Source organism: Rhodococcus olei, assembly GCF_039540555.1.
Classification (GTDB): domain Bacteria; phylum Actinomycetota; class Actinomycetes; order Mycobacteriales; family Mycobacteriaceae; genus Rhodococcus_G; species Rhodococcus_G olei.
In genome coordinates this window covers 545,566-566,518 of record NZ_BAABFB010000029.1, presented here as the reverse complement: position 1 = coordinate 566,518, position 20,953 = coordinate 545,566, and the positions used below count along the sequence as shown (strand labels likewise).

General features: G+C 71.0%; 24 protein-coding genes. 13 read left to right on the top strand and 11 right to left on the bottom strand.

Annotation, left to right across the window (positions count from 1 at the left end):
* Positions 1–134: 134 nt before the first annotated feature.
* From ABD951_RS09170 to ABD951_RS09155, 4 genes are all read left to right on the top strand, one after another.
* The gene (locus ABD951_RS09170; RefSeq protein ID WP_345343799.1) at positions 135–800 is read left to right on the top strand and encodes a potassium channel family protein; all 666 of its coding nucleotides are present in this window, start codon (positions 135–137) and stop codon (positions 798–800) included.
* 60 nt (positions 801–860) lie between these two features.
* A complete protein-coding gene (locus ABD951_RS09165) occupies positions 861–1,523 on the top strand; it encodes a potassium channel family protein (RefSeq protein WP_345343797.1) in 663 nt (220 codons plus the stop codon).
* 83 nt (positions 1,524–1,606) lie between these two features.
* Positions 1,607–3,151 carry an MFS transporter gene (locus ABD951_RS09160; protein ID WP_345343795.1) on the top strand — a complete coding sequence of 515 codons (1,545 nt, stop codon included), beginning with the start codon at positions 1,607–1,609 and terminating at the stop codon, positions 3,149–3,151.
* Complete coding sequence (locus tag ABD951_RS09155; RefSeq protein ID WP_345343792.1) at positions 3,148–3,744, top strand: TetR family transcriptional regulator; 597 nt, start codon at positions 3,148–3,150, stop codon at positions 3,742–3,744. The genes ABD951_RS09160 and ABD951_RS09155 overlap by 4 nt, the downstream gene beginning before the upstream one ends.
* Positions 3,745–3,956: 212 nt before the next feature.
* Here ABD951_RS09155 and ABD951_RS09150 read toward each other — a convergent pair whose 3' ends face one another.
* Positions 3,957–4,712, bottom strand: coding sequence for a DUF3159 domain-containing protein (locus ABD951_RS09150; protein ID WP_425569800.1), 756 nt, complete (start codon positions 4,710–4,712; stop codon positions 3,957–3,959).
* Between the two features lie 28 nt (positions 4,713–4,740).
* Positions 4,741–5,115, bottom strand: a complete 375-nt coding sequence (locus ABD951_RS09145) for an OB-fold nucleic acid binding domain-containing protein (protein WP_345343787.1) — start codon at positions 5,113–5,115, stop codon at positions 4,741–4,743.
* A 156-nt stretch (positions 5,116–5,271) separates the two neighbouring features.
* Here ABD951_RS09145 and ABD951_RS09140 point away from each other — a divergent pair, with 156 nt between their 5' ends.
* Entirely contained in the window at positions 5,272–5,985 is a 714-nt protein-coding gene (locus tag ABD951_RS09140) for an alpha/beta fold hydrolase (protein ID WP_345343785.1), read from the top strand.
* Between the two features lie 13 nt (positions 5,986–5,998).
* On the opposite strand, the gene ABD951_RS09135 is transcribed toward ABD951_RS09140, so the two are convergent.
* Entirely contained in the window at positions 5,999–6,829 is an 831-nt protein-coding gene (locus ABD951_RS09135; protein ID WP_345343972.1) for a DUF3710 domain-containing protein, read from the bottom strand.
* Positions 6,829–7,287, bottom strand: a complete 459-nt coding sequence (dut, locus tag ABD951_RS09130; RefSeq protein WP_345343970.1) for a dUTP diphosphatase — start codon at positions 7,285–7,287, stop codon at positions 6,829–6,831. Before dut ends, ABD951_RS09135 begins: the two co-directional genes overlap by 1 nt.
* 150 nt (positions 7,288–7,437) lie before the next feature.
* Between dut and ABD951_RS09125 the strand changes: the two genes are divergently transcribed.
* A complete protein-coding gene (locus ABD951_RS09125; protein ID WP_425569813.1) occupies positions 7,438–7,866 on the top strand; it encodes a DUF3093 domain-containing protein in 429 nt (142 codons plus the stop codon).
* A gap of 222 nt (positions 7,867–8,088) precedes the next feature.
* Here the strand turns inward: ABD951_RS09125 and ABD951_RS09120 are convergent, their stop codons facing one another.
* Entirely contained in the window at positions 8,089–8,391 is a 303-nt protein-coding gene (locus tag ABD951_RS09120; RefSeq protein WP_345343781.1) for a DUF4193 domain-containing protein, read from the bottom strand.
* Between the two features lie 514 nt (positions 8,392–8,905).
* Between ABD951_RS09120 and cei the strand changes: the two genes are divergently transcribed.
* Positions 8,906–9,598 (top strand): envelope integrity protein Cei, encoded by a 693-nt coding sequence (gene cei, locus ABD951_RS09115; protein WP_345343779.1) that lies wholly within the window; start codon positions 8,906–8,908, stop codon positions 9,596–9,598.
* A 4-nt stretch (positions 9,599–9,602) separates the two neighbouring features.
* Here cei and ABD951_RS09110 read toward each other — a convergent pair whose 3' ends face one another.
* Complete coding sequence (locus ABD951_RS09110) at positions 9,603–10,436, bottom strand: inositol monophosphatase family protein (protein WP_345343968.1); 834 nt, start codon at positions 10,434–10,436, stop codon at positions 9,603–9,605.
* A gap of 141 nt (positions 10,437–10,577) precedes the next feature.
* Here ABD951_RS09110 and ppgK point away from each other — a divergent pair, with 141 nt between their 5' ends.
* Both ppgK and ABD951_RS09100 read left to right on the top strand, forming a co-directional pair.
* Entirely contained in the window at positions 10,578–11,402 is an 825-nt protein-coding gene (gene ppgK, locus ABD951_RS09105) for a polyphosphate--glucose phosphotransferase (protein WP_345343776.1), read from the top strand.
* Between the two features lie 120 nt (positions 11,403–11,522).
* Positions 11,523–12,869 carry an RNA polymerase sigma factor gene (locus tag ABD951_RS09100; protein ID WP_345343774.1) on the top strand — a complete coding sequence of 449 codons (1,347 nt, stop codon included), beginning with the start codon at positions 11,523–11,525 and terminating at the stop codon, positions 12,867–12,869.
* Between the two features lies 1 nt (position 12,870).
* Here ABD951_RS09100 and ABD951_RS09095 read toward each other — a convergent pair whose 3' ends face one another.
* The 3 genes from ABD951_RS09095 to ABD951_RS09085 are packed head-to-tail and all read right to left on the bottom strand — an operon-like array spanning position 12,871 to position 14,947.
* Complete coding sequence (locus tag ABD951_RS09095; protein ID WP_345343772.1) at positions 12,871–14,091, bottom strand: cation:proton antiporter; 1,221 nt, start codon at positions 14,089–14,091, stop codon at positions 12,871–12,873.
* A 3-nt stretch (positions 14,092–14,094) separates the two neighbouring features.
* Positions 14,095–14,577: a cation:proton antiporter regulatory subunit gene (locus tag ABD951_RS09090; RefSeq protein ID WP_345343770.1), complete on the bottom strand. Its 483-nt coding sequence runs from the start codon at positions 14,575–14,577 to the stop codon at positions 14,095–14,097.
* 37 nt (positions 14,578–14,614) lie between these two features.
* A complete protein-coding gene (locus tag ABD951_RS09085) occupies positions 14,615–14,947 on the bottom strand; it encodes a DUF952 domain-containing protein (protein ID WP_345343966.1) in 333 nt (110 codons plus the stop codon).
* A 227-nt stretch (positions 14,948–15,174) separates the two neighbouring features.
* On the opposite strand from ABD951_RS09085, the gene ABD951_RS09080 reads away from it, so the two are divergent.
* Entirely contained in the window at positions 15,175–15,378 is a 204-nt protein-coding gene (locus ABD951_RS09080; protein ID WP_345343768.1) for a DUF7455 domain-containing protein, read from the top strand.
* Between the two features lie 89 nt (positions 15,379–15,467).
* On the opposite strand, the gene ABD951_RS09075 is transcribed toward ABD951_RS09080, so the two are convergent.
* Complete coding sequence (locus tag ABD951_RS09075) at positions 15,468–17,192, bottom strand: DEAD/DEAH box helicase (protein ID WP_345343766.1); 1,725 nt, start codon at positions 17,190–17,192, stop codon at positions 15,468–15,470.
* 226 nt (positions 17,193–17,418) lie between these two features.
* Between ABD951_RS09075 and ABD951_RS09070 the strand changes: the two genes are divergently transcribed.
* Positions 17,419–18,723 carry a YihY/virulence factor BrkB family protein gene (locus ABD951_RS09070; protein WP_345343764.1) on the top strand — a complete coding sequence of 435 codons (1,305 nt, stop codon included), beginning with the start codon at positions 17,419–17,421 and terminating at the stop codon, positions 18,721–18,723.
* Here the strand turns inward: ABD951_RS09070 and ABD951_RS09065 are convergent.
* Positions 18,696–18,932 carry a DUF3039 domain-containing protein gene (locus ABD951_RS09065; protein WP_345343762.1) on the bottom strand — a complete coding sequence of 79 codons (237 nt, stop codon included), beginning with the start codon at positions 18,930–18,932 and terminating at the stop codon, positions 18,696–18,698. The genes ABD951_RS09070 and ABD951_RS09065 overlap by 28 nt on opposite strands.
* A gap of 107 nt (positions 18,933–19,039) precedes the next feature.
* On the opposite strand from ABD951_RS09065, the gene ABD951_RS09060 reads away from it, so the two are divergent.
* Both ABD951_RS09060 and ABD951_RS09055 read left to right on the top strand, forming a co-directional pair.
* Positions 19,040–19,396, top strand: a complete 357-nt coding sequence (locus ABD951_RS09060; RefSeq protein ID WP_345343760.1) for a DUF3099 domain-containing protein — start codon at positions 19,040–19,042, stop codon at positions 19,394–19,396.
* A 25-nt stretch (positions 19,397–19,421) separates the two neighbouring features.
* Positions 19,422–20,897, top strand: coding sequence for a DUF7782 domain-containing protein (locus tag ABD951_RS09055; protein ID WP_345343758.1), 1,476 nt, complete (start codon positions 19,422–19,424; stop codon positions 20,895–20,897).
* Positions 20,898–20,953 lie beyond the last annotated feature (56 nt).

The following is a 20,953-nucleotide window of genomic DNA, read 5'->3' as shown; positions in this document are numbered from 1 at the left end:
GCGCCATCCGCCACCTACGACGGCCAATTCGGCACGCATCCGGACGCCCACTCAGCGGGAGCGGTACGGTTCGGATCGAGGAGCGGTGGCGCGAGGGGCGAACCGCGACAGCGTCTGGAAAGCGGAGGCCACACGTGTACGTAGTCGTGATGGGGTGCGGCCGGGTCGGATCGGCCCTCGCGGCCGGGCTGGCCCGGATCGGCCACGAGGTCGCGATCATCGACCGGGACCCCGATGCGTTCCGCCGGCTCGATCCCGAGTTCACCGGCAGGCGGGTCGTGGGCATGGGCTTCGACCGCGACGTTCTGATCAAGGCCGGAATCGAACGGGCCGAGGCGTTCGCGGCCGTGTCGTCCGGCGACAACTCGAACATCATCTCCGCCCGCGTCGCCCGGGAGACCTTCGGCGTGAACCGGGTCGTCGCGCGGATCTACGACGCCAAACGTGCTGCCGTGTACGAACGCCTCGGCATCCCGACCGTCGCGACCGTCCCGTGGACGACGGACCGCTTCCTGCACCACCTGACGCGGGAGTCGCACACCACCAAGTGGCGGGACCCGTCCGGCACCGTCGCGGTCGCCGAACTGGACCTGCACGAGGACTGGGTCGGGCACAAGATCACCGAACTCGAGGAGTTCACGAACTCCCGGGTGGCGTTCCTGATCCGCTTCGGCACCGGGCTGCTGCCGAACGCGAAGACGGTGATCCAGGCCGACGACCAGGTCTACATCGCCGCGGTGTCCGGCACGGTCGCCGAGGCCGTCGCCCTCGGCGCCACCGCACCACCCGCCGACGAGTGAGCGCCCCGTGACCGCCACCGCACCGACCACCGTCTCCCCCAACCCGATCGGATGGACCCGATGAGAGTCGCTATTGCCGGCGCCGGCGCCGTCGGCCGCTCGATCGCCCGCGAGCTCGTCCGCGGCGATCACCATGTGATGCTGCTCGAACGCAACCTCGACCACGTCGACCCGGAGGCCATTCCGGACGCGCACTGGGTGCACGCCGACGCGTGCGAGCTCGCCCTGCTCGAGGCCGCGAAGCTCGAGTCGTACGACGTCGTGATCGCCGCGACCGGCGACGACAAGGTCAACATCGTCGTCAGCCTGCTCGCCAAGACCGAGTTCGCGGTCCGCCGTGTCGTGGCCCGCGTCAACGATCCCCGCAACGAGTGGCTCTTCGACGAGTCCTGGGGCGTGGACGTCGCGGTGTCGACGCCCCGGATGCTGGCCTCGCTCGTCGAGGAGGCCGTCTCGGTCGGCGACCTGGTGCGGCTGATGACGTTCCGTCAGGGTGAGGCGAACCTGGTCGAGATCACGCTGCCGCCGGACACACCGCTGGCCGGCAAGCCGGTGCGCAAGGTGCAGCTGCCGCGGGACGCGGCGCTGGTGACCATCATCCGCGGCGGGCGGGTGATCGTGCCGCAGCCCGACGACCCGATCGAGGGCGGCGACGAACTCGTGTTCGTGGCCTCCGTCGAGGTCGAGGACGAGCTGCGGGGAGCCGTCGGTCTCGTGCGGTGACCGATCGGTCCGCGACCCTTGTCGCGGACCGATCGTGAGAGTTACTCTCAGTTCGTCGTAACTCTCGTTTCGAGGTGACTGTCATGGTCGTCGCATCGAACACATCCCCGTACCGTCGCCGCTGGTGGGCCCTGGCCGCCCTCGCCGTCGCGATGCTCACGATCGGCCTCGACACCACGATCCTGATCGTGGCGCTGCCGACCCTCGCCGTCGACCTGCACGCCGGGACCGAGCAGCTGCAGTGGTTCGCGTCGTCGTACACGCTGGTGATGGCCGCGGTCCTGCTGCCCGCCGGCGCGATCGGCGACCGCGTCGGCCGCAAACGACTGCTGGTCACCGCGATGGCCCTGTTCGGTCTCGCGTCGGTTGCGTGTGCGTACGCCGACACCGCCGGACGGCTGGTCGCCGCGAGGTCGATTCTCGGCTTCGCCGCCGCGGTGATGATGCCGATGTCGATGGCCGTGCTGCCGGTCCTGTTCCCCGACAAGCGCGAACAGGCACGGGCGCTGTCGGTCTGGGTGACGGCCACCGCGATCGGTCTGCCCCTCGGCCCCCTGGTCGGTGGCTGGCTGCTGCGCAGCTACTGGTGGGGGTCGGTGTTCCTGATCAACGTCCCGCTGGTTGTCCTCGGCCTCGTCGCGGTCGCGGTGCTGGTTCCCGAGTCCCGGTCGCACGAGCGGCTGCCGTTCGACCTGCCTGGCGCGCTGCTGTCGAGCCTGGGACTGCTCGCCCTCACCTACGGCCTGACCCGTGCGGGCACGTCGGGATGGACGGACGCGACCACCCTCGCCGCACTCGCCGCGGGCACTGTCGCACTCGCCGCGTTCGCGGTCCGTCAGCGCACCGCCACCCACCCGCTGATCGATCCGGCGCTGTTCGGCAACCGCGAATTCACCTGGGGCGCAACGCTGGCCACGGCCATCAGCCTCGTCATGTTCGGGTTGTTCTTCGCGCTGCCGCAGCTGCTGCAGTCGGTCCAGGGCAACGACGCCCTCGCGACCGGCGTCAGGCTGCTGCCGCTGATCGCCGGACTCGCGGCCGGCGCCCGCGCGGGCGACGCCCTGAGCGGACGGTGCGGCCCGGGAGCGGTGGCGGCGCTCGGGTTCGCGACGCTGGCCGCCGCTGCCGTGATCGGCACCGTCACGCGTGTCGACACCGGATATCCGGTCACCGCGACATGGCTCACACTCGCGGGTGCCGGGCTCGGGCTCGCGCTGCCGACGGCGATGGCCGCCGCGGTCGGGGCGCTGTCCGAGGACCGGGCCGGGTCCGGGTCCGCGCTCGTGCAGGCGCTGCGCCAGGCCGGTGGCACGATCGGTGTCGCGGTTCTGGGCACCGTCCTGAACGCGACCTATCGGGCTCATCTGGACACCGGTCCCCTCCCCGAGCCACTCGCCGCCCGCGCCCGCGAGGGGGTGACCGCGGCGACCGAGATCGCCCGCACGCTGAACCTGCCGATGCTCGCGCGGTCCGCCGCCGACGCGTTCGTCTCCGGCCTCGACACCGTGCTGTGGGTGACCGCAGCGGTGTCCGCCGGTTGCGCGGTCGTCGCGGCGCTCGCGTTGTCGTTGCGACCGGCGCCGCCCACCGCCGACGCCCACCCCGACCGGGAAAGGCTGGGGACGTGACCGCGCGCGTCACGGCGCCGGGCCTGCGCGAGCGGAAGAAGGCACGGACCCGCGATGCGATCCGCGCGGCCGCGATGCGCCTGTTCACCGAGCGGGGCTACGACGCGACCACGGTCGAGCAGATCGCGGAGGCGGCGGAGGTCTCGCCGAGCACCTTCTTCCGGTACTTCCCGACCAAGGAGCGCGTGGTGCTCGCGGACGACCTGGACGCCCCGACGCTGGCCGCCCTCACCGCGATACCGCTCGACGTTCCCCCGCTCACCGCGTTCCGTCAGGCCTTCGAGACGACACTGGCGGCGATGAGCCCCGAGCAACTCCACCTCGAGACGGCGCGCAACCAGCTGCTACTGGCCGTCCCCGCGCTGCGAGCGGCGTTCACCGACGAGCTGTACCGCAGCATCGACATGGCCGCCGCCGTGATCGCGGAGCGGCAGGGCACGCCGCCCGACGACCGGGTCCGGGTGCTCGCCGGGGCGATGATCGGCGCGGTGGTGGCGATGGTCGAGACCGCGCCGGACGACCTGCGCTACGCGATCCGGGCCCTCGAGCTGCTCGAGGGCACCCTGGCGTCGCAGGCCCCCGATCCCCGGTGACGGCGGTCTCGCACCGGCGCGGACGGCACCCCGGACAATTCACCCGCATTTCACGCTGACACGAAATACACCCACACCGCGCAATACCCCCGCAAACAGCAAAACCGCAATTTCGGGCATGCTTTTGTCGCAAATTAATCTCATTGAACGACAAAACATTCCGGTGAGATCACAATTCGCACGCAACTCGATAACGCGCCCCCGGATCCGCCCTACGGGCGGCCGTCGGTGTCGCCGTCGCGCGCGCCCGCCGCGGGAGCGTCCGGGCCCTCCGCGACCTCCGGGGTGTCCACGGGGTCCGGGGTGTCGGGGGTCCCCTTCGGAGCCGCGTCGGCGTCGAGCGCGTCGGTGTCCACGTCGCGGTCCGCCCGGCGCACCGCCCACACCGTCACCAGCAACACCAGCGCCGTCAGCGGCCAGCCCATCCCGATCCGGGCCACCGCCAGCCATCCGGTGTGGTCGGTGTCGTAGAGCTGCGACTGCACGAGGTACCGGGCGCCGAACACCACCGCCCACGCCGCGGTCGCGACGTCGTACGCCCGGATCGCGTCCTTCGACCGCCGCCAGCTGTTGCCGTGGCCGTTGAGGAATCCCCACACGACGCCGACCAGCGGCCACCTCGCCAGGATCGACACCACGAACACGCCCGCATACAGCAACGACGTGTAGATGCCGAACAGGAAGTAGCCCTTGGCGCTGCCCGTGCGGTGCGCGATGAACGCGCACACCGCGACCCCCAGGAAGCCGGAGATGGCCGGCTGCACGGTGCCGCGCACGACCAGGCGCCACACCAGGACCGCCGCGGCCACCGCGAGAGCGGACCAGATCGCGGCGGTCAGCCCGAAGAATCCGTTGACCGGAACGAACACGAGGACCGGCAACGTCGAGTACACCAGCCCGCTGATGCCGCCGAGCTGTTCGAGAATCGTGGGCTGCTGCCTGTCCGTCACCACACGAGAGTGCCACATCCGAGCCGAGGCGCGGTGCAACCGGCTGTCAGTCGCCCAGCAGCTCGTAGTACGGGTTGTAGATCACCTTCTGACCGTTTCGGTCGCCGAGCCTGCCGCGGACCTTCAGGCGGGTGCCCGGTTCGATGCCCGGGATCCGGCGCCGACCGATCCACACCAGCGTCACCGGGTCGGTGCCGTCGAAGAACTCCGCCTGAACCGTCGCGTTCGACGACTTCGGACAGGCCTCGACGCTGCGGAGACGACCGAGCATCGTCACCTCTTCGCCGCGCTGACAGTCACAGGCGCGCTGCGCTCCAGACGCCTGCGACGACTCCGCCATCTCCTCGGCGTCGAGCTGATCGATGTCCTCGGTCAGTCGCCGGGTCAGTCGTCGGAAATATCCGTTGGCCGCGAGTGCCATTGCGCGCTCCTCCGAGCAGGTTTCGGAGCGATCCCTCGCTCCCGCTGTAGGTCTGGGTGGACTGTAGGTCCCTGTGATCGCCACTGTAGACCCAATGCCGAACCGGTCAACCAGACCGGTTCACACCGCGGGCGAACGACCGTGCACTATCGACGTATGGCGCAGCTGACGCTGCCACCGGTCGCGGTGGCGCTCCCCGGGACCGGATCCGACGCACACTTCGCCGCACGGGCGTTCACCGGCGCGTTGTCGCAGGTCGGGGTGCACGTCATCGCGGTCGAACCGGACCCGAGGCGGGTCGTCGGGAGCTATGTCGACGCGTTGAATGCCGCCGCGGAGAGCCACGGACCGGTGCTGGCGGCCGGCATCTCGATCGGTGCGTCCGTCGCGCTGCAGTGGGCGACCCGGCACCCGGAGCGGGCGACCGGGGTGCTCGCCGCTCTGCCCGCGTGGACCGGCGATCCGACCGACGCGCCCGCCGCACTCAGCGCGTCCCTGACCGCGAACCGGCTTCGCGCGGACGGACTCGACGCCGTCACCGGGGCGATGATCGAAACGTCACCGGCCTGGCTTGGCGGCGAGCTCGAGCGGTCCTGGCGGTCGCAGTGGCCGCACCTGCCCCGCGCCCTCGACGAAGCCGCGGCCTATCACGGCCTGACCGAGGAGGAGATGGCGCACACCGCGGTCCCGGTCGGGATCTGCGCGGCGGTCGACGACGCCGTGCATCCACTCGAGGTGGGCGCCCTGTGGTCGCGGGTGTTGCCGCACGCCGCCATCGACACCGTCACCCTCGACGACATCGGCGCCGACCCGGAGGTCCTGGGCCGCGTCAGCCTCGCCGCGCTGCGACGGGCCGCCGACCCGATCTGACCTGGGCCGACCGCTACCGACGGTCGATCTGCTGCATCGCGGACCCGCCGCCACCGGGGCGGTCCTCCGGCGGCGTCGCGTCGCGCTCCTGCGCGGCGAGCGCCGCGGCGGCCGCGGCCTGCTGTTGGGCCGCCTGCTGCTGCTCGGCCGCCTGCTGCTGCGCCTGCAGCTGCTGTTGCTGGGCCGCCACCAACTGCTCGGCCAGCATCTGCGGCAGGACCACCGGCAGCGGAGTGCGCACCGGATGCGGTTCGTCGCCGCGCCGGACCACGGTGTCGCGCAGCACCTCCCGCGCGACCTGGGCCAGTGGCGAATCCACCCCGGCCGTCCCGGCCGGACCGGCGACGACACAGCGGATCATCCAGCGGTAGCCGTCGACACCGATGAAACGCAGATCCGCGTTCGGGGTGACCGCGTGCAGTTCCCGGCCCCACGGACCGCCCTCGACACTGACCTGCGCACCGTCCGCGCGCAGCGACTCCGACAGATCGGAGGTGACCTCACGCCACTGGCCGGGCGACTTCGGTGCGGCGTAGGCCGCGACCGTGATCCGACCGTGCTGGGTGACCAGGTGCACCGCCTGCGGCGACCCGTCCGGCGCCATCTCCACCTGGATCTGGCCGCCCTCGGGCATCGGCAGCAGCACCGACCCCAGGTCCAGCCGGCCACCGGCGACCCCCTCGGCCGGGTCGGCGCCGTCCAGGTCGTCGATGTCGTAGGGGCCGCGGTCCTCGGTGCCGAGCGCCGGGAACTCGTCGGTGATCGGCTCGTCGAGGGTTCCCTCGGCGCCCTCCACCGGCAGGTTCTCGGTCGGCTCGGAATCCTTCTTCTTGCGTCCGAACATCATCGTGCCTCTCCGCCGTCGGGCACCGCGTGCAGCAGGGCATGGCCGCCACTCGAACCGTGCCCCGCGACGCCCCGGCTGGTGTCGTCGAGCGTGTCGACCTCCACGAACGTCACCAGTTCGACGCGCTGGACCAGCAGCTGCGCGATCCGGTCGCCACGCCGGATGTCGATCGGGGTGCGGGTGTCGTGGTTGATCAGACACACCTTGATCTCCCCGCGGTAACCGGCGTCGATCGTGCCCGGCGTGTTCACCACCGACAGGCCCGACTTCGCCGCCAGCCCCGACCGCGGGTGCACCAGTCCCACCATCCCGATCGGCAGAGCGACCGCGATCCCGGTACCGACGAGGGCACGCTCGCCGGGCGCGAGGGTGATGTCGACCGTCGAGCACAGGTCGACCCCGGCGTCACCCTCGTGGGCGCGTTGCGGCAGTGGTGTTTCGGGGTCGAGTCGCATCAGCTCGACGGCAGGAAGATCGCTCACGTGGACCGAGACTACTCTGGATGCGTGCCTGCGAAGCCTCAACCTGGGAACCACCGACCGACCTCCGACGACGCCCCCGTTCCGGCGGCGGCTCCGAGCTACTCCGAGCGGCTCTGGGTCCCGTTGTGGTGGTGGGCCGCCGGTCTCGTCGTGGCCGGACTGCTCGCCGCCGAGGTGAACATGGGCGCACCCGGCCTGATCGCGTGGCTGCCCTACGTCCTGCTGTTGCCGCTGCCCGCCTGGGGCCTGGTCTGGTTGAGCCGGATGCGCGTCGAGGTCGTGCCCGGGGCGCCCGGTGAACTGCGGGTCGGCCGGGCCCATCTACCGGTGGACGTGATCTCGCGGGTCGCGGTCGTGCCACCGTCGGCGAAGTCGGCGGCGCTGGGCAGGCAGCTCGACCCGGCCGCGTTCGTCCAGAACCGGACGTGGATCAAACCGATGCTGCTGATCGTGCTCGACGACCCCGACGACCCGACGCCCTACTGGCTCGTCAGCACCCGCCGGCCCCACGACCTCGCCGCAGCACTCGGCTGGAACACCACCCGGTCCTGATTCCCGGGACACGACGAACGCCCGTGCCGGATCCGACTCACGTCAGGTCCGGTACGGGCGTCGATGTATTCGGGCGTCGATGTGTCGGAGGTCGCGTCGCCGCGACCGGACCGCAGTCCACCGCACGGCCGCGGCCACGCTCCGGGCGTGACCGGGGCCGCCTGCACCGCCGCCGAGCTCGCGGCTCGACCCGGCGGTCCGCACGGCCGTGGTGCACCGCCGTCAGGCGGCGCAGTCCATGCAGATCATCACGCCGTTGGTGTCGCTCGCCAGCCGGCTGCGGTGATGCACCAGGAAGCAGCTCGAGCAGGTGAACTCGTCCGCCTGCTTGGGCACCACACGAACCGACAGCTCCTCGCCGGAAAGGTCGGCACCCGGAAGCTCGAACGACTCCGCCGTGTCCGACTCGTCGACGTCGACGACCGCGGACTGAGCCTCGTTACGCCGCGCCTTCAACTCCTCGAGCGAGTCCTCCGACACTTCGTCGGATTCCGAACGCCTCGGTGCGTCGTAGTCGGTTGCCATTTCGTCTACCCCTCGTCCTCTCTCGTCAACTGTCCCCGTCCCCACGCCCCGGTGGGCGTGCCGCCCGTCGCTGCACAACGCGTCGAAACGTGAAATCGTGCCCGGAAGTTAGCGGCGGAAAATATGATTCCCCTCACATTCTCCGCGACTTGCAGCACTCCCGGACCGTCGTTCTGTCACGATCAGGCGGCCAGACAATAGCCGAACTCGGCGAAAAAGTCGCGGTCCAATTCGCTGTGGCCCGAAAACCGTCCGGCAATCGAGACAAACACCGGCGCCGACCAAGACATTCCGGGTGCGCGCCGCCTTCTTCCGACATCCTCACCGCCGGGCGTGTCGCCCGAGGTGCACGGCCGTGTCACCCGATGTCTCCCGCCGTGCCGTTCGGTGGCCGGCGCCGTGTCGGGCACCTCCGACGGTCCGCACCGTGTCCTGTCGCTCGGCACGTCGAGGCGTTCACTACGCTGTGCGCAGCCAGCAGCACCCGACGAACACCGAGAGGTCAGGACGCAACGTGGTTTCACTGATCACCGAGGGCCGGTCCACGGACCCGGACGGCAAGCCGTTCCCGTATCGGCGCGCCACGCCGGTGGTCGTCCTGATCCTGGTGGTGGCCGTGCTCGGCGCCGGCGTGTGGTTCCGGATCCTGACGAAGCCGGAGGAACTGTCCGCGCCCGTCGTGTGCAACCCGCCGACGGCGTCCGGTCCGCAGGACCCGGGCTCCCCCGAGCCGCAGCCACTCGGCGAGCCGGTCCCGGCGACCACCCTCCTCGACGTCGAACCGGCACCGCTCGCCGCGACCCGGGTCCGGGTGTTCAACGCGAACGGCGAGCGCGGCCAGGCCGCCGACGTCGCGTCCCAGATGAGCGACTACGGCTTCGCGTCCGCCCCCGACGTGCAGTCCGGCAACGACCCGGTCTACGTCGACCAGAACATGCAGTGCCAGGGCCAGATCAGGTTCGGCACGAACGGCCGAGCCGCCGCCAGCGCGGTGTGGCTCGCGATGCCCTGCGCGGAGCTGATCGAGGACGGCCGATCCGACGACACCGTCGACCTCGCGCTGGGCACCTACTTCCGCAAGATCCAGCCCAACACCGACGCCGAGGAGGTGCTGGCGTCCCTGAAGAACACCGCGCCCGGCGGCGGCGCGGGCGCCGCACCCGTCGACATCGCACTGCTGAAGGCGGCGCGCACCACCCACTGCTGACCGGTCATTCCGGGATCGCGTCCAGCGCACCGACCTCGGACAGCACCGCGTCCAGCGCGGCCGCGACACCCGGAGCCGCGGCCACCACGACCGCGCCGTCGGCGGCCGTGGTGCGCGGCGACGGCACCCGCACCACGGCGCCCGCCTCCGCGGCGATCAGCGAGCCGGCCGCCCAGTCCCACGGGCTCAGCCCGTGCTCGAAGTGGGCGTCGACCCGACCGGACGCGACCATGCACAGGTCCAGTGCCGCCGACCCGATCCGCCGGATGTCCCGCACCCGCGGCAGCAGCGCCGCGATCAGTTCGCCCTGCCGCCGCCGCCGCGCCGGCGCGTACCCGAATCCGGTCGCCAGCAGCGCCATCGACACCTCGGTGACGTCGGTGCACCGCAGGGCGTGGACCGCGCCGTCCGCCTCGTGCCGCGTCGCGCCGTGCCCGCGTGCGGCCGTGTAGACGGCGCCGGCGGCGACGTCGACGACGGTCCCGGCGACCGAGACCCCGTCGACCTGCGCGGCCACCGAGATCGCGTAGGCCGGGATCCCGTACAGGAAGTTGACGGTCCCGTCGATCGGGTCGACGATCCAGCGCACCCCGTCGGTCCCGTCGTCGCCGCCCTCCTCCTCGCCGAGGACGGCGTCGCCGGGACGCAGTTCGGCCAGCCGACCGCGGATCAACTCCTCGGTCTCGGTGTCGACCACGGTCACCGGGTCGGTGCGGGTGCTCTTCGTGGTGACGGCCCGCGCCGCCGACTCCGAACCGACCGCGGTGAAGACCTGCGGCCGTCGGGTGGCCACGTGCGCGGCCGCCGCGACCGCCACCGTCACCGACACCGCGCGCAGCGCCCGCGGATCGTCTGCGGGGACCTGGGACGCGGCGTCGAGGGCGGTGCGGAGAGCGGGATGATCCTCGGAGAACGGCACGCCTCATGGTGCCTCACGGGTTCCCGCCGTGCAGGGCGCGCAGCCACTATCGTGACCGCCATGACCGAATCGGCAGTCGAACGGACATCGGACGAGTCGAGCCCCCGCACCCCGGTCACCCCGCCCGCCGGCGGGGGTCGCCGGGGCTTCGGCGTCGACGTCGGCGGCAGCGGCGTCAAGGGCGGCGTCGTCGACCTGGACACCGGGCAGCTGATCGGCGACCGGATCAAGATCCTCACCCCGCATCCCGCGACGCCGGCCGCGGTCGCCGCGACCGTCGCGCAGATCGTCGAGCAGGCCGGCTGGGACGGACCGGTCGGTGTGACACTCCCGGCGGTCGTCACCGCGGGTGTGGCCCGCACCGCCGCCAACATCGACTCGTCGTGGATCGGGACGGACGCCCGCGCGTTGTTCGCGGAGGCGCTCGGCGGGCGGCCGGTCGTCGTCCTGAACGACGCCGACGCCGCGGGGGTCGCCGAGGACCGGTACGGGGCAGGCAAGGACGTCGACGGCGTCGTCGTCCTGCTGACGTTCGGCACCGGGATCGGTTCGGCGATCCTCAATCACGGCGTGCTGCTGCCGAACACCGAGTTCGGGCACATGGAGGTGGACGGCAAGGAGGCCGAGCACCGGGCGTCGTCCGCGGTCAAGGAACGCAAGGGCTGGTCGTACAGGGAGTGGGCGAAGGAGGTGTCGCGGGTGCTCACCCGCTACGAGGACCTGCTGTGGCCGGACCTGTTCATCGCCGGTGGCGGCATCAGCCGCAAGAGCGAGAAGTGGATTCCGCACCTGACGAACCGGACACCGGTCGTGGCCGCCACCCTGCTCAACGAGGCGGGCATCGTCGGGGCCGCTCTCGCGGCCGAGACCAGCATCAAGACGTAGCTCTCCGCCGCGATAGTTACAATGGTGACGCCGACGTCCAAGCCGGCCGAACTCAACTGACCTCTCCGCCGGAAACCACTCTGGCGTGACGCCGCACGATTCCGTCACGAAAGGGCGTACGTGGCCGCCACCGAAACCAGTCCGACTGCCGACTCTGCGACCGAATCGGCGGTCACCGGTACCGCTCCCGCGGTGAAGAAGGCCCCCGCGAAGAAGGCGGCCGCCAAGAAGGCCCCCGCGAAGAAGGCGGCCGCCAAGAAGGCCCCGGCCAAGAAGGCCGCCGCCAAGAAGGCACCCGCCAAGAAGGCGACCAGCAAGGCCGCCGACCCCGACGCCGTCGACGAGGGCCTCGACGACGGTGACATCGGCGATCTCGAGGTTCCCGAGGGCGACCTGACCGACGAGGTCGTCGAGGAGGTCACCGTCGAGGACGAGGAGGAGACCACCGCGGAGCCGTCCGAGAAGGACAAGGCGTCCGGTGACTTCGTCTGGGACGAGGAGGAGTCCGAGGCGCTGCGGCAGGCCCGCAAGGACGCCGAGCTGACCGCGTCCGCCGACTCGGTGCGCGCCTACCTCAAGCAGATCGGCAAGGTGGCGCTGCTCAACGCCGAGGAGGAGGTCGAGCTCGCCAAGCGCATCGAGGCCGGCCTCTACGCGACGCACATGATGGAGCAGTTCGCCGAGAAGGGCGAGAAGCTCCCGGTCGCGCAGCGCCGCGACATGAACTGGATCACCCGGGACGGCAACCGGGCGAAGAACCACCTGCTCGAGGCCAACCTGCGTCTGGTCGTCTCGCTCGCGAAGCGCTACACCGGCCGCGGCATGGCGTTCCTGGACCTGATCCAGGAAGGCAACCTGGGCCTGATCCGCGCGGTCGAGAAGTTCGACTACACCAAGGGTTACAAGTTCTCCACGTACGCGACGTGGTGGATCCGGCAGGCGATCACCCGTGCGATGGCCGACCAGGCCCGGACCATCCGCATCCCGGTGCACATGGTCGAGGTCATCAACAAGCTCGGCCGGATCCAGCGCGAGCTGCTCCAGGACCTGGGCCGCGAGCCCACCCCGGAGGAGCTCGCCAAGGAGATGGACATCACGCCGGAGAAGGTGCTGGAGATCCAGCAGTACGCGCGTGAGCCGATCTCCCTGGACCAGACCATCGGCGACGAGGGCGACAGCCAGCTCGGCGACTTCATCGAGGACTCCGAGGCCGTCGTGGCCGTCGACGCGGTCTCGTTCACGCTGCTGCAGGATCAGCTGCAGTCGGTGCTCGAGACGCTGTCCGAGCGCGAGGCCGGTGTGGTCCGGCTGCGGTTCGGCCTGACCGACGGTCAGCCGCGCACCCTCGACGAGATCGGCCAGGTCTACGGCGTCACCCGTGAGCGGATCCGGCAGATCGAGTCGAAGACGATGTCGAAGCTGCGGCACCCGTCGCGCTCGCAGGTGCTGCGGGACTACCTCGACTAGGTCAGATCTCACCCAGTTCGTCACGTCCGGCCGTCGGCTCCTGAGCCGACGGCCGGAGGCGTAGCTGAGGCACCACGAACCGGGCGACCGGTTCGACGATGCGCGCGGCGACCGGTCCCAGGATGGCCATCAGCAGCACGTACGCGGTCGCGAGTGCGGCGATCTCGCCGTCGACGGCGCCCGCCGACACCGCCAGCCCGGCGATCACGATCGAGAACTCGCCGCGGGCGACGAGGGCGGCGCCGGCGCGGGCCTGGCCCATCCTCGCGACCCCCTGGCGGCGCGCGGCCCACACACCGGTCCCGACCTTCGTCACGGTGGTGACGACGGCGAGGGCCACCGCCCAGCCGAGGACCGGCGGAACGGTCGCCGGGTCGGTGTTGAGTCCGAACACGACGAAGAACATCGCCGCGAAGAGGTCCCGGAGCGGCTCGAGCACCTGGGCGGCGTTGCGGGCCGTCGCCCCCGAGATCGCGATGCCGAGCAGGAACGCACCGACCGCGGCCGACACCTGCAGCGAGGACGCGAACCCCGCCACCAGCAACGCCGCGCCGAGCAGTTTCAGCAGGAACACCTCGCGGTCCTTGGCGTCGACGATCGCGGACACCAGGTGGCCGTAGCGCAGCGCGACCGTCAGTACGAGGGCCAGCATCACCAGGGCGACGACCAGCGCCTTCACTCCCCCGACGAGCCCGACCCCGGCCAGGATCGCCGTGAGGATCGGCAGGTAGACCGCCATCGTCAGGTCCTCGAACACCAGGATCGAGAGCACCACCGGGGTTTCGCGGTTACCGAGCCGACCGAGGTCGCCGAGTACCTTGGCGACGATGCCCGACGACGAGATGTAGGTGACACCGGCCATCACCAACGCGCCGACCGGACCCCAGCCGAGCAGCAGCGCGACGGCCATGCCGGGGGCCGCGTTGAGAACCAGGTCGAGCACGCCGGCCATCCACGACTTGCGCAGTCCGGTCATCAGTTCCGACGCCGAGTACTCGAGTCCGAGCAGCAGCAGCAACAGGACGACACCGATCTCGCTCGCCACGTGGCCGAAGCCGCTGATGTCACCGAGCGAGACGAAGCCGCCCGCGCCGAAGCACAGACCCCCGATCAGGTACAGCGGCACCGGGGACATGCCGACGCGGCCGGCGAGGCGACCGAGCACACCGAGGACGAAGAAGACCGCACCCAGCTCGATGAGCGCGAGCGCGGTGCTATCCACGGCTCACCCGTGGTGCAGGATCTTGGTGGCGGCGTCCAGGCCGTCGGAAGTACCGACTGCGACCAGCAGGTCGCCCTCGGTGAGGTTGAAGTCCGGGTTCGGGGACGGGTACACCTGCCCCGCCCGCATCACGGCGACCACCGACACACCGGTCCGGGTCCGCATCGCGGTCTCCCCCAGCGTTCGGCCGTCGTACGGCGACTCCTCGCTGATCGGCAGCTGCCGGGTGGTGATCCCGGGCAGGTCCCGGTGCTCCTCGACCAGCTGCGACACCAGCTGCGGTGCCCCGAGCAGGTTCGCCAGCACCGCGGCCTCGTCGTCGGTCAGCCGCACCGACGCCTGGCAGGCGTCGGGGTCGTCCTTCTTCGAGACGATCAGGTCGGTCCCGCCGTCGCGCAGCGTCACCACACCGACGCGTCGCCCGGTCGCGAGTTCGAAGTCCTTGCGGACCCCGATCCCGGGCAGGGGCGTCACTTCCACGTTCATGTCTCAACGGTAGCCCCGGATGAGGTACGCCCGCCGGTCATCGCGCCGGTGGTGGTTCGAACGCGCCGTCCGGTCCGCGGCGGTACGGCCGGACCGCGGTCACCGCGTGCGCCGGAAGCGGCCCGTACAGGTGCGGGAACAGCATCGAAGCGGGGTCGGTCGGCACGCCCGGTTCCCACCGGACATCGGATCCGAGCGCGGACGCGTCGAGGTACAGCAGGACGATGTCGTCGCGGCCGGCGAACAGCCGGTTGGCCGGCAGGTGCACCTGCCCGGTCGTGGACAGGTGCACGAACCCGTCGGCGGCGAACGTGTCGGGAATCCGATGCCCGGTGGCGCGGCACCGCTCCCACTCGTCCGCGCTGCACATGTGCACGAGTGTCGTATCGGTCACGACCCGAACCCTAACCCGCGCAGCGTCGGTGATCCGCGTCACGTTCCGGCCGATGTTCCCTGTTAGTGAAACCACAAAGAAACGCCGCGGGGAACATCCCCGGGAGCCCGAACGTCTGACAGAGTGATGCCACCGCGTCATCCCGACGCGGCGGACCAGCCCCCAGGTCCCCGGGTCACACCGGGAGCCAGTACGGAGGAGTCATGCCCGGAACACTGACCAGCCCCCCGTTGACCGCGGCCGACCGGTGCGACCGGTGCGGTGCCGGAGCCCGCGTCCGCGCGGTCCTCGCCACCGGTGGCGAACTGCTCTTCTGCCAGCACCACGCGAACGAGCACGCCGACCGCCTCCGCGCGATGAACGCCACGATCGTCACCGGCACCGACGACGACGACGAAGCGATCTAGGCCGTCAGATCCGGGCGGCCTGAGCGCAGACCCCCGACAACAGAAGGAGCCCGCACCGTCACGGTGCGGGCTCCTTCGTCATCCGGCCGTCACCACTTCCGCAGCGTCGCGATCCGTTCGGTGAGCTGGTCGACGGTCGCGATCGCGGTCGGCGGTCCGCCACAGACACGCCGCAGCTCGCCGTGGATCCAGCCGTGTGGTTTGCCGGTCCGGTGGTGCGTCATCGCGACCAGGCCGTTGAGTTCCTTGCGCAGCGCCGCGAGCTGGGCGGCCGACCCGACCCGATCGGTCACGGCGGGCGGCGGCACCGGTGCCGCCTCGGCCTTGGGCTTGTCGAGTTGGGCGGCCTGCCGTTCCCGCAGCAGCGCCCGCATCTGGTCGGCGTCCAGCAGGCCGGGCAGGCCCAGGTAGTCGGCCTCCTCGTCGCTCCCGGCGAACGTGGCGGTGCCGAACGAGGACCCGTCGTAGATCACCTGGTCGAGTTCGGCGTCGGCACCGAGCGAGGTGAACGCCTTCTCCTCCTCGCCGGGTTCGTCCTTCTGCTTGTTCGCGTCGGCGATCAGGTCGTCGTCGAGGCCGTCCTTCTCCCGGTGCGGCTTGCCGAGGACGTGATCGCGCTGCACCTCGAGCTGGCTGGCGAGGTCGAGCAGCACCGGCACCGACGGCAGGAAGACGCTGGCGGTCTCCCCCTTCTTCCGCATCCGCACGTACCGGCCGATCGCCTGTGCGAAGAACAACGGAGTCGAAGAGCTGGTCGCGTACACGCCGACCGCAAGGCGCGGCACGTCGACGCCCTCGGACACCATCCGCACCGCGATCATCCACGGCTCGGTGTTGTCGTTGAACTCGGCGATCTTCTTCGAGGCGGTCGGGTCGTCGGAGAGGACGACCGTGGGAGCCCGCCCGGTGAGCGCTTCCAGGATCTTCGCGTAGGCGCGCGCGACGGTCTGGTCGGTGGCGATGACGAGGCCGCCGGCGTCGGGCATGCCGCCGGACCGCAGCTGCTGCAGCCGGGTGTTCGCGGCGGACAGGACCGCGGGAATCCAGTCCCCGGCCGGGTCCAGCGCGGTGCGCCACGCGCGGGCGGTCTGTTCGGCGGACAGCGGCTCACCGAGCCGGGCCGCGAACTCCTCGCCCGCGTTGTTGCGCCAGCGCGCCTCGCCCGAGTACGCGAGGAACACCACCGGGCGCACGACGCCGTCGGCGAGCGCGTCCGAGTAGCCGTACGCGTGGTCGGCCTTCGACCGCAGCAGACCCTCCTTGTCGGGTTCGTACTGCACGAACGGGATCGCCGAGTCGTCGCTGCGGAACGGCGTGCCGGTCAGTGCGAGCCGCCGGGTGGCCGGCTCGTACGCCTCGCGGATCGCGTCGCCCCAGCTCTTCGCATCGCCGCCGTGGTGGATCTCGTCGAGGATCACGAGGGTGCGACGGTTCTCGGTGCGGACCCGGTGCTTGGTCGGATGCGAGGCCACCTGCGCGTAGGTGACGGCGACGCCGTGGTAGTCGGCCGACGTCTGGCCCGTCGAGTTCGTGAAGTTCGAGTCCAGCGCGATACCCATGCGGGCGGCGGACTCGGCCCACTGGTGCTTGAGGTGCTCGGTCGGCGCGACGACGGTGACCTGGTCGACGGTCCGGTCACCGAGCAGTTCGGCGGCGACCCGCAGCGCGAAGGTCGTCTTGCCTGCGCCCGGGGTCGCGACGGCGAGGAAGTCCCGCGGCTTCGTGGACAGGTACTTGGTCAGCGCACGCCGCTGCCAGGCTCGGAGGTTCGTGACGGGTGCGGGGGCTGGTGTTTCGGTGTTACCCGTGAGCACTGTCGCTTCCGCTCCTTCTCGACTTGCTTCGATCCCCGTTGCGGGATCGTGACGACCGCGGTCGAGCCTAACCCCGAGCGCCGACGTTCCCCGCATCCGGCGACGTCCGTCACGCCGGTGTCGCGGACGCGACGCCCGGACCTCGTGACACCGCCGACAATTCCGCCCGACACGGCCGCGACCGGTGCACCGGGTTGGCACGCGGTCAGGGATGCTGGGGGGCGACATGAGCGAACCGATCGGCCGAGAGCACCCCGGGCAGGTCCCCGAGGTGCTCGACGATCTGCCCACTCACCATGCGGTTCCGGGGCGGCGACATCCGCTGCGGATCGCCTGGCAGGTGGTCGTGCGCACCGCGGACAAGGCGTGGGCGGACTCGATCTTCGGCAAGGCCGCGACGGCCGCGTTCTGGCAGACCCTGTCGCTGCCTCCGCTGCTGCTCGGTCTGCTCGGCACCCTCGGCTACGTCGGCGGCTGGTTCGGGCCCGACACGGTGCGGATCATCGAGTCCAAGATCGTCACGTTCAGCAGCACTGTGTTCAGCGAGAACGTGGTCGACCAGATCATCTCGCCGACGGTCACCGACGTGCTGGGGCGGGGTCGGCCCGAGATCATCTCCGGGGGCTTCCTGCTGTCCCTGTGGGCCGGGTCGTCCGCGATCTCGACGTTCGTCGACTCGATCGTCGAGGCGCACGGACAGAAGGACGCCCGGCACCCAGTGTGGCAGCGGATCTTCGCGCTGCTGCTCTACGTGATGTTCCTGATCGTCGCGGTGTTCGTGCTGCCGTTGGTGGCGCTGGGTCCGACGATGATCGGCCGGGTGCTGCCGGAGGCGTGGTACGACGTCGGATCCCGGACGGTCGACACGTTCTACTACCCGGCGGTCGGGCTGCTGCTGATCGTGGGGCTGACGACGCTGTACAAGGTGGCGCTGCCGAAGTCGCTGCCGTGGCATCGACTCCTCGGCGGGTCGCTGCTGGCCGGTGTGTTCTTCATGGCCGCGAGTGCGATCCTGCGCCGCTACCTCACCTGGGTGACCGGCACCGGGTACACGTACGGGGCGCTCGCGACCCCGATCGCGTTCCTGCTGTTCACGTTCTTCCTCGGGTTCGCGGTCGTGCTCGGCGCCCAGTTCAACGCCACGATCCAGGAGTTCTGGCCGGCCCGCGCCACGCGCATCGAGCAGATGCGGGACTGGCTGGCCGCGCAGGCGTCGGGTGCCGCGACGAGCGGCGCCGTGGTGACCAGCCTGACCCGCAGGCTGGCGAGCGGGCCGATCCGGATCGTCAATCCGGACCGCGGCCGGCACGAGGACATCGGCCCCGACGAGTCCCCGGATGCGTGCGACCTGCCCGGGACGCACGAGTCACACGGCGGGCCGCCGCGTTCTCCCGTCGGCGGGTCGCCTTGTCTGCCCGGCGGCGGGCCGCCTTGTCTGCCCGGCGGCGGGCCGCCTTGTCTGCCCGGCGGCGAGGCGCCTTGTCCGCCCGGCGGCGGGTCGCCCTACTCGCCCGGCCGAAGTCCGTCGTAGATCTTCTTGCACTCCGGGCACACCGGCGACCCGGGCTTCGGGGACTTCGTCACCGGGAACACCTCGCCGCACAGCGCGACGACGTGGGTGCCCATGACCGCGCTCTCGGCGATCTTGTTCTTCTTGACGTAGTGGAAGTACTTGGGGACGTCGTCGTCGGTGGATTCGTCGGTCGTCGTGTCGGGACGTTCCTTGGTCACAGTGCTCACGGATCCATGATGACGCATCCCGCGTGGCGCGTGCATCGCCCGACGCCGTCGGATTTCGAGCGAGCCCCGGTGGTGCATCCTGACGCGCCGAGTGGGACGCTTGAGGCATGGCTTCGAGTTCAGGTTTCCACGCTCAGGACGAGGGCGACGAGAACTCACGGAATCCGATCCTGATCACCGATGCGGCTCAGTCGTTCGACGAACAGCACCGGGCCCGCGTCCGCAAGTACTCGATCATGATGGGGGTCCGGATCCCCGCCCTGGTGCTCGCCGCGATCGCGTACAGCGCGTGGGGCAGCGCCTGGATCAGCCTGCTGATCATCGGGGCGTCGATCCCGCTGCCCTGGATCGCGGTCCTCGTCGCGAACGATCGTCCGCCGCGCCGTGCGGACGAGCCGCGCCGCTACGACCACCGGCCGACCACGGCGATCGAGTCCGCGGAGCACCGCACGATCGAGGGCTGACGACCCGGCTGGGAGAATGGCCGCCGTGAACCGCGACCTCCTCTCCCTCTGCGGCCCGCTGCGCGAGGCCCTGCACCGCACCGACTACACCGCCGACGCGTTGCTGGATGCTCTCGGCGAGGACGCACACGCGGCGCTCGGCCGCGGCGAACCGGTGCCGGTGCGGCGCGCCACCCGCGACGCCGGCGAGTTGGGTCTGCTGGCCCGGCTGTTCCTCCTCGGCGACGACTGCCCGGTGTCCGAGGTCGCCGCGGCACTGGCACCGGTCGACCTCGACCACGCGGTCGCCGCGGGGCTGCTCGAACGAGACGGCGACGTGGTGCGTCCGGCGCTGGACCTGCGGCCGATGGACCTGGGCGACGGCAACCTGTGGGTGCTGTCCGACCTGGACGGCAGCATGCGGCCGCGGACCACGGCGCCCGATCACGTGCTGGGGGTCGGGCACGCGTCGCTGTCCCTGCTGCGGGGCACCCCGACCGCGGCGACGGGCACGGTGCTCGACGTCGGGACGGGGTGCGGCATCCAGGCGCTGCACGCGGCCGGATACGCCCGAGCGGTCACCGCCACCGACGTCAACCTGCGTGCCCTGGACCTGTCGGCCGCGACGTTCGCACTCAACGAGGTCGAGGTCGAGCTGCGGTCGGGGTCGTGGTTCGAGCCGGTCGAGGGCCGGACGTTCGACCGGGTGGTCGCGAACCCCCCGTTCGTGGTCGGGCGGGCGCGGGTCGAGCACACCTACCGGGACTCGGGTCTGGACCTCGACGGCGCGAGCGAGTTGATGATCTCGCGGGCGGCGCAGCACCTGAACCCGGGCGGAACCGCATCGATGCTCGCGTCGTGGGTGCACGTCGCCGGTGAGGACTGGCGGTCGCGGGTGGCGTCGTGGCTGCCCGCGCACGGCGTCGACGCGTGGATCGTGCAGCGTGACGTCGCGGATCCGGCGTTGTACGTGGGGACGTGGATGCGGGACGCCGGCCTCGATCCGCGGGATCCGGCGGCCGCCGCGCAGGCGGAGTCGTGGCTGGCGCACTTCGCCGACAACGACGTCGAGGGGATCGGATTCGGGTTCGTGTACCTGCGTCGCACCGACGAGCCGTCGGACGTGCTCGCGGAGGACCTGCGGCACGGTTACAGCGATCCGCTCGGCGGCGAGGCCCTCGGCTACCTGGACCGGGTCGGGTGGCTGCGGGAGCGGGACGTGCTCGAGGAGCGATTCGCCGTCGCGCCGGCCACCGCACTGGAACGGGTGTACCTGCCGGGCGACGAGGGCTGGCGGCAGGTGGTGGCCCGGGTGCACCGCGGTGACGGTCCCCAGTGGCAGCACGAGGTGGACGACCTCGCGGCCGCGCTGCTCGGCGGAATGCGGGCGGACGGGCTGGTGTTGGGTGAGTTGGTCGACCTGCTCGCGGCCGCGCACGGCGAGCAGCCGGGACCGCTGACCGACGCGGCGACGTCGCTCGTGCACGGACTGGTCCGGCACGGGCTGGTGCTCCCCGCGTGACGGGCCGGTTCCCGGTGACCGCTGTTCTCAGCTACTTCTCAGGACGGGCCCCACAA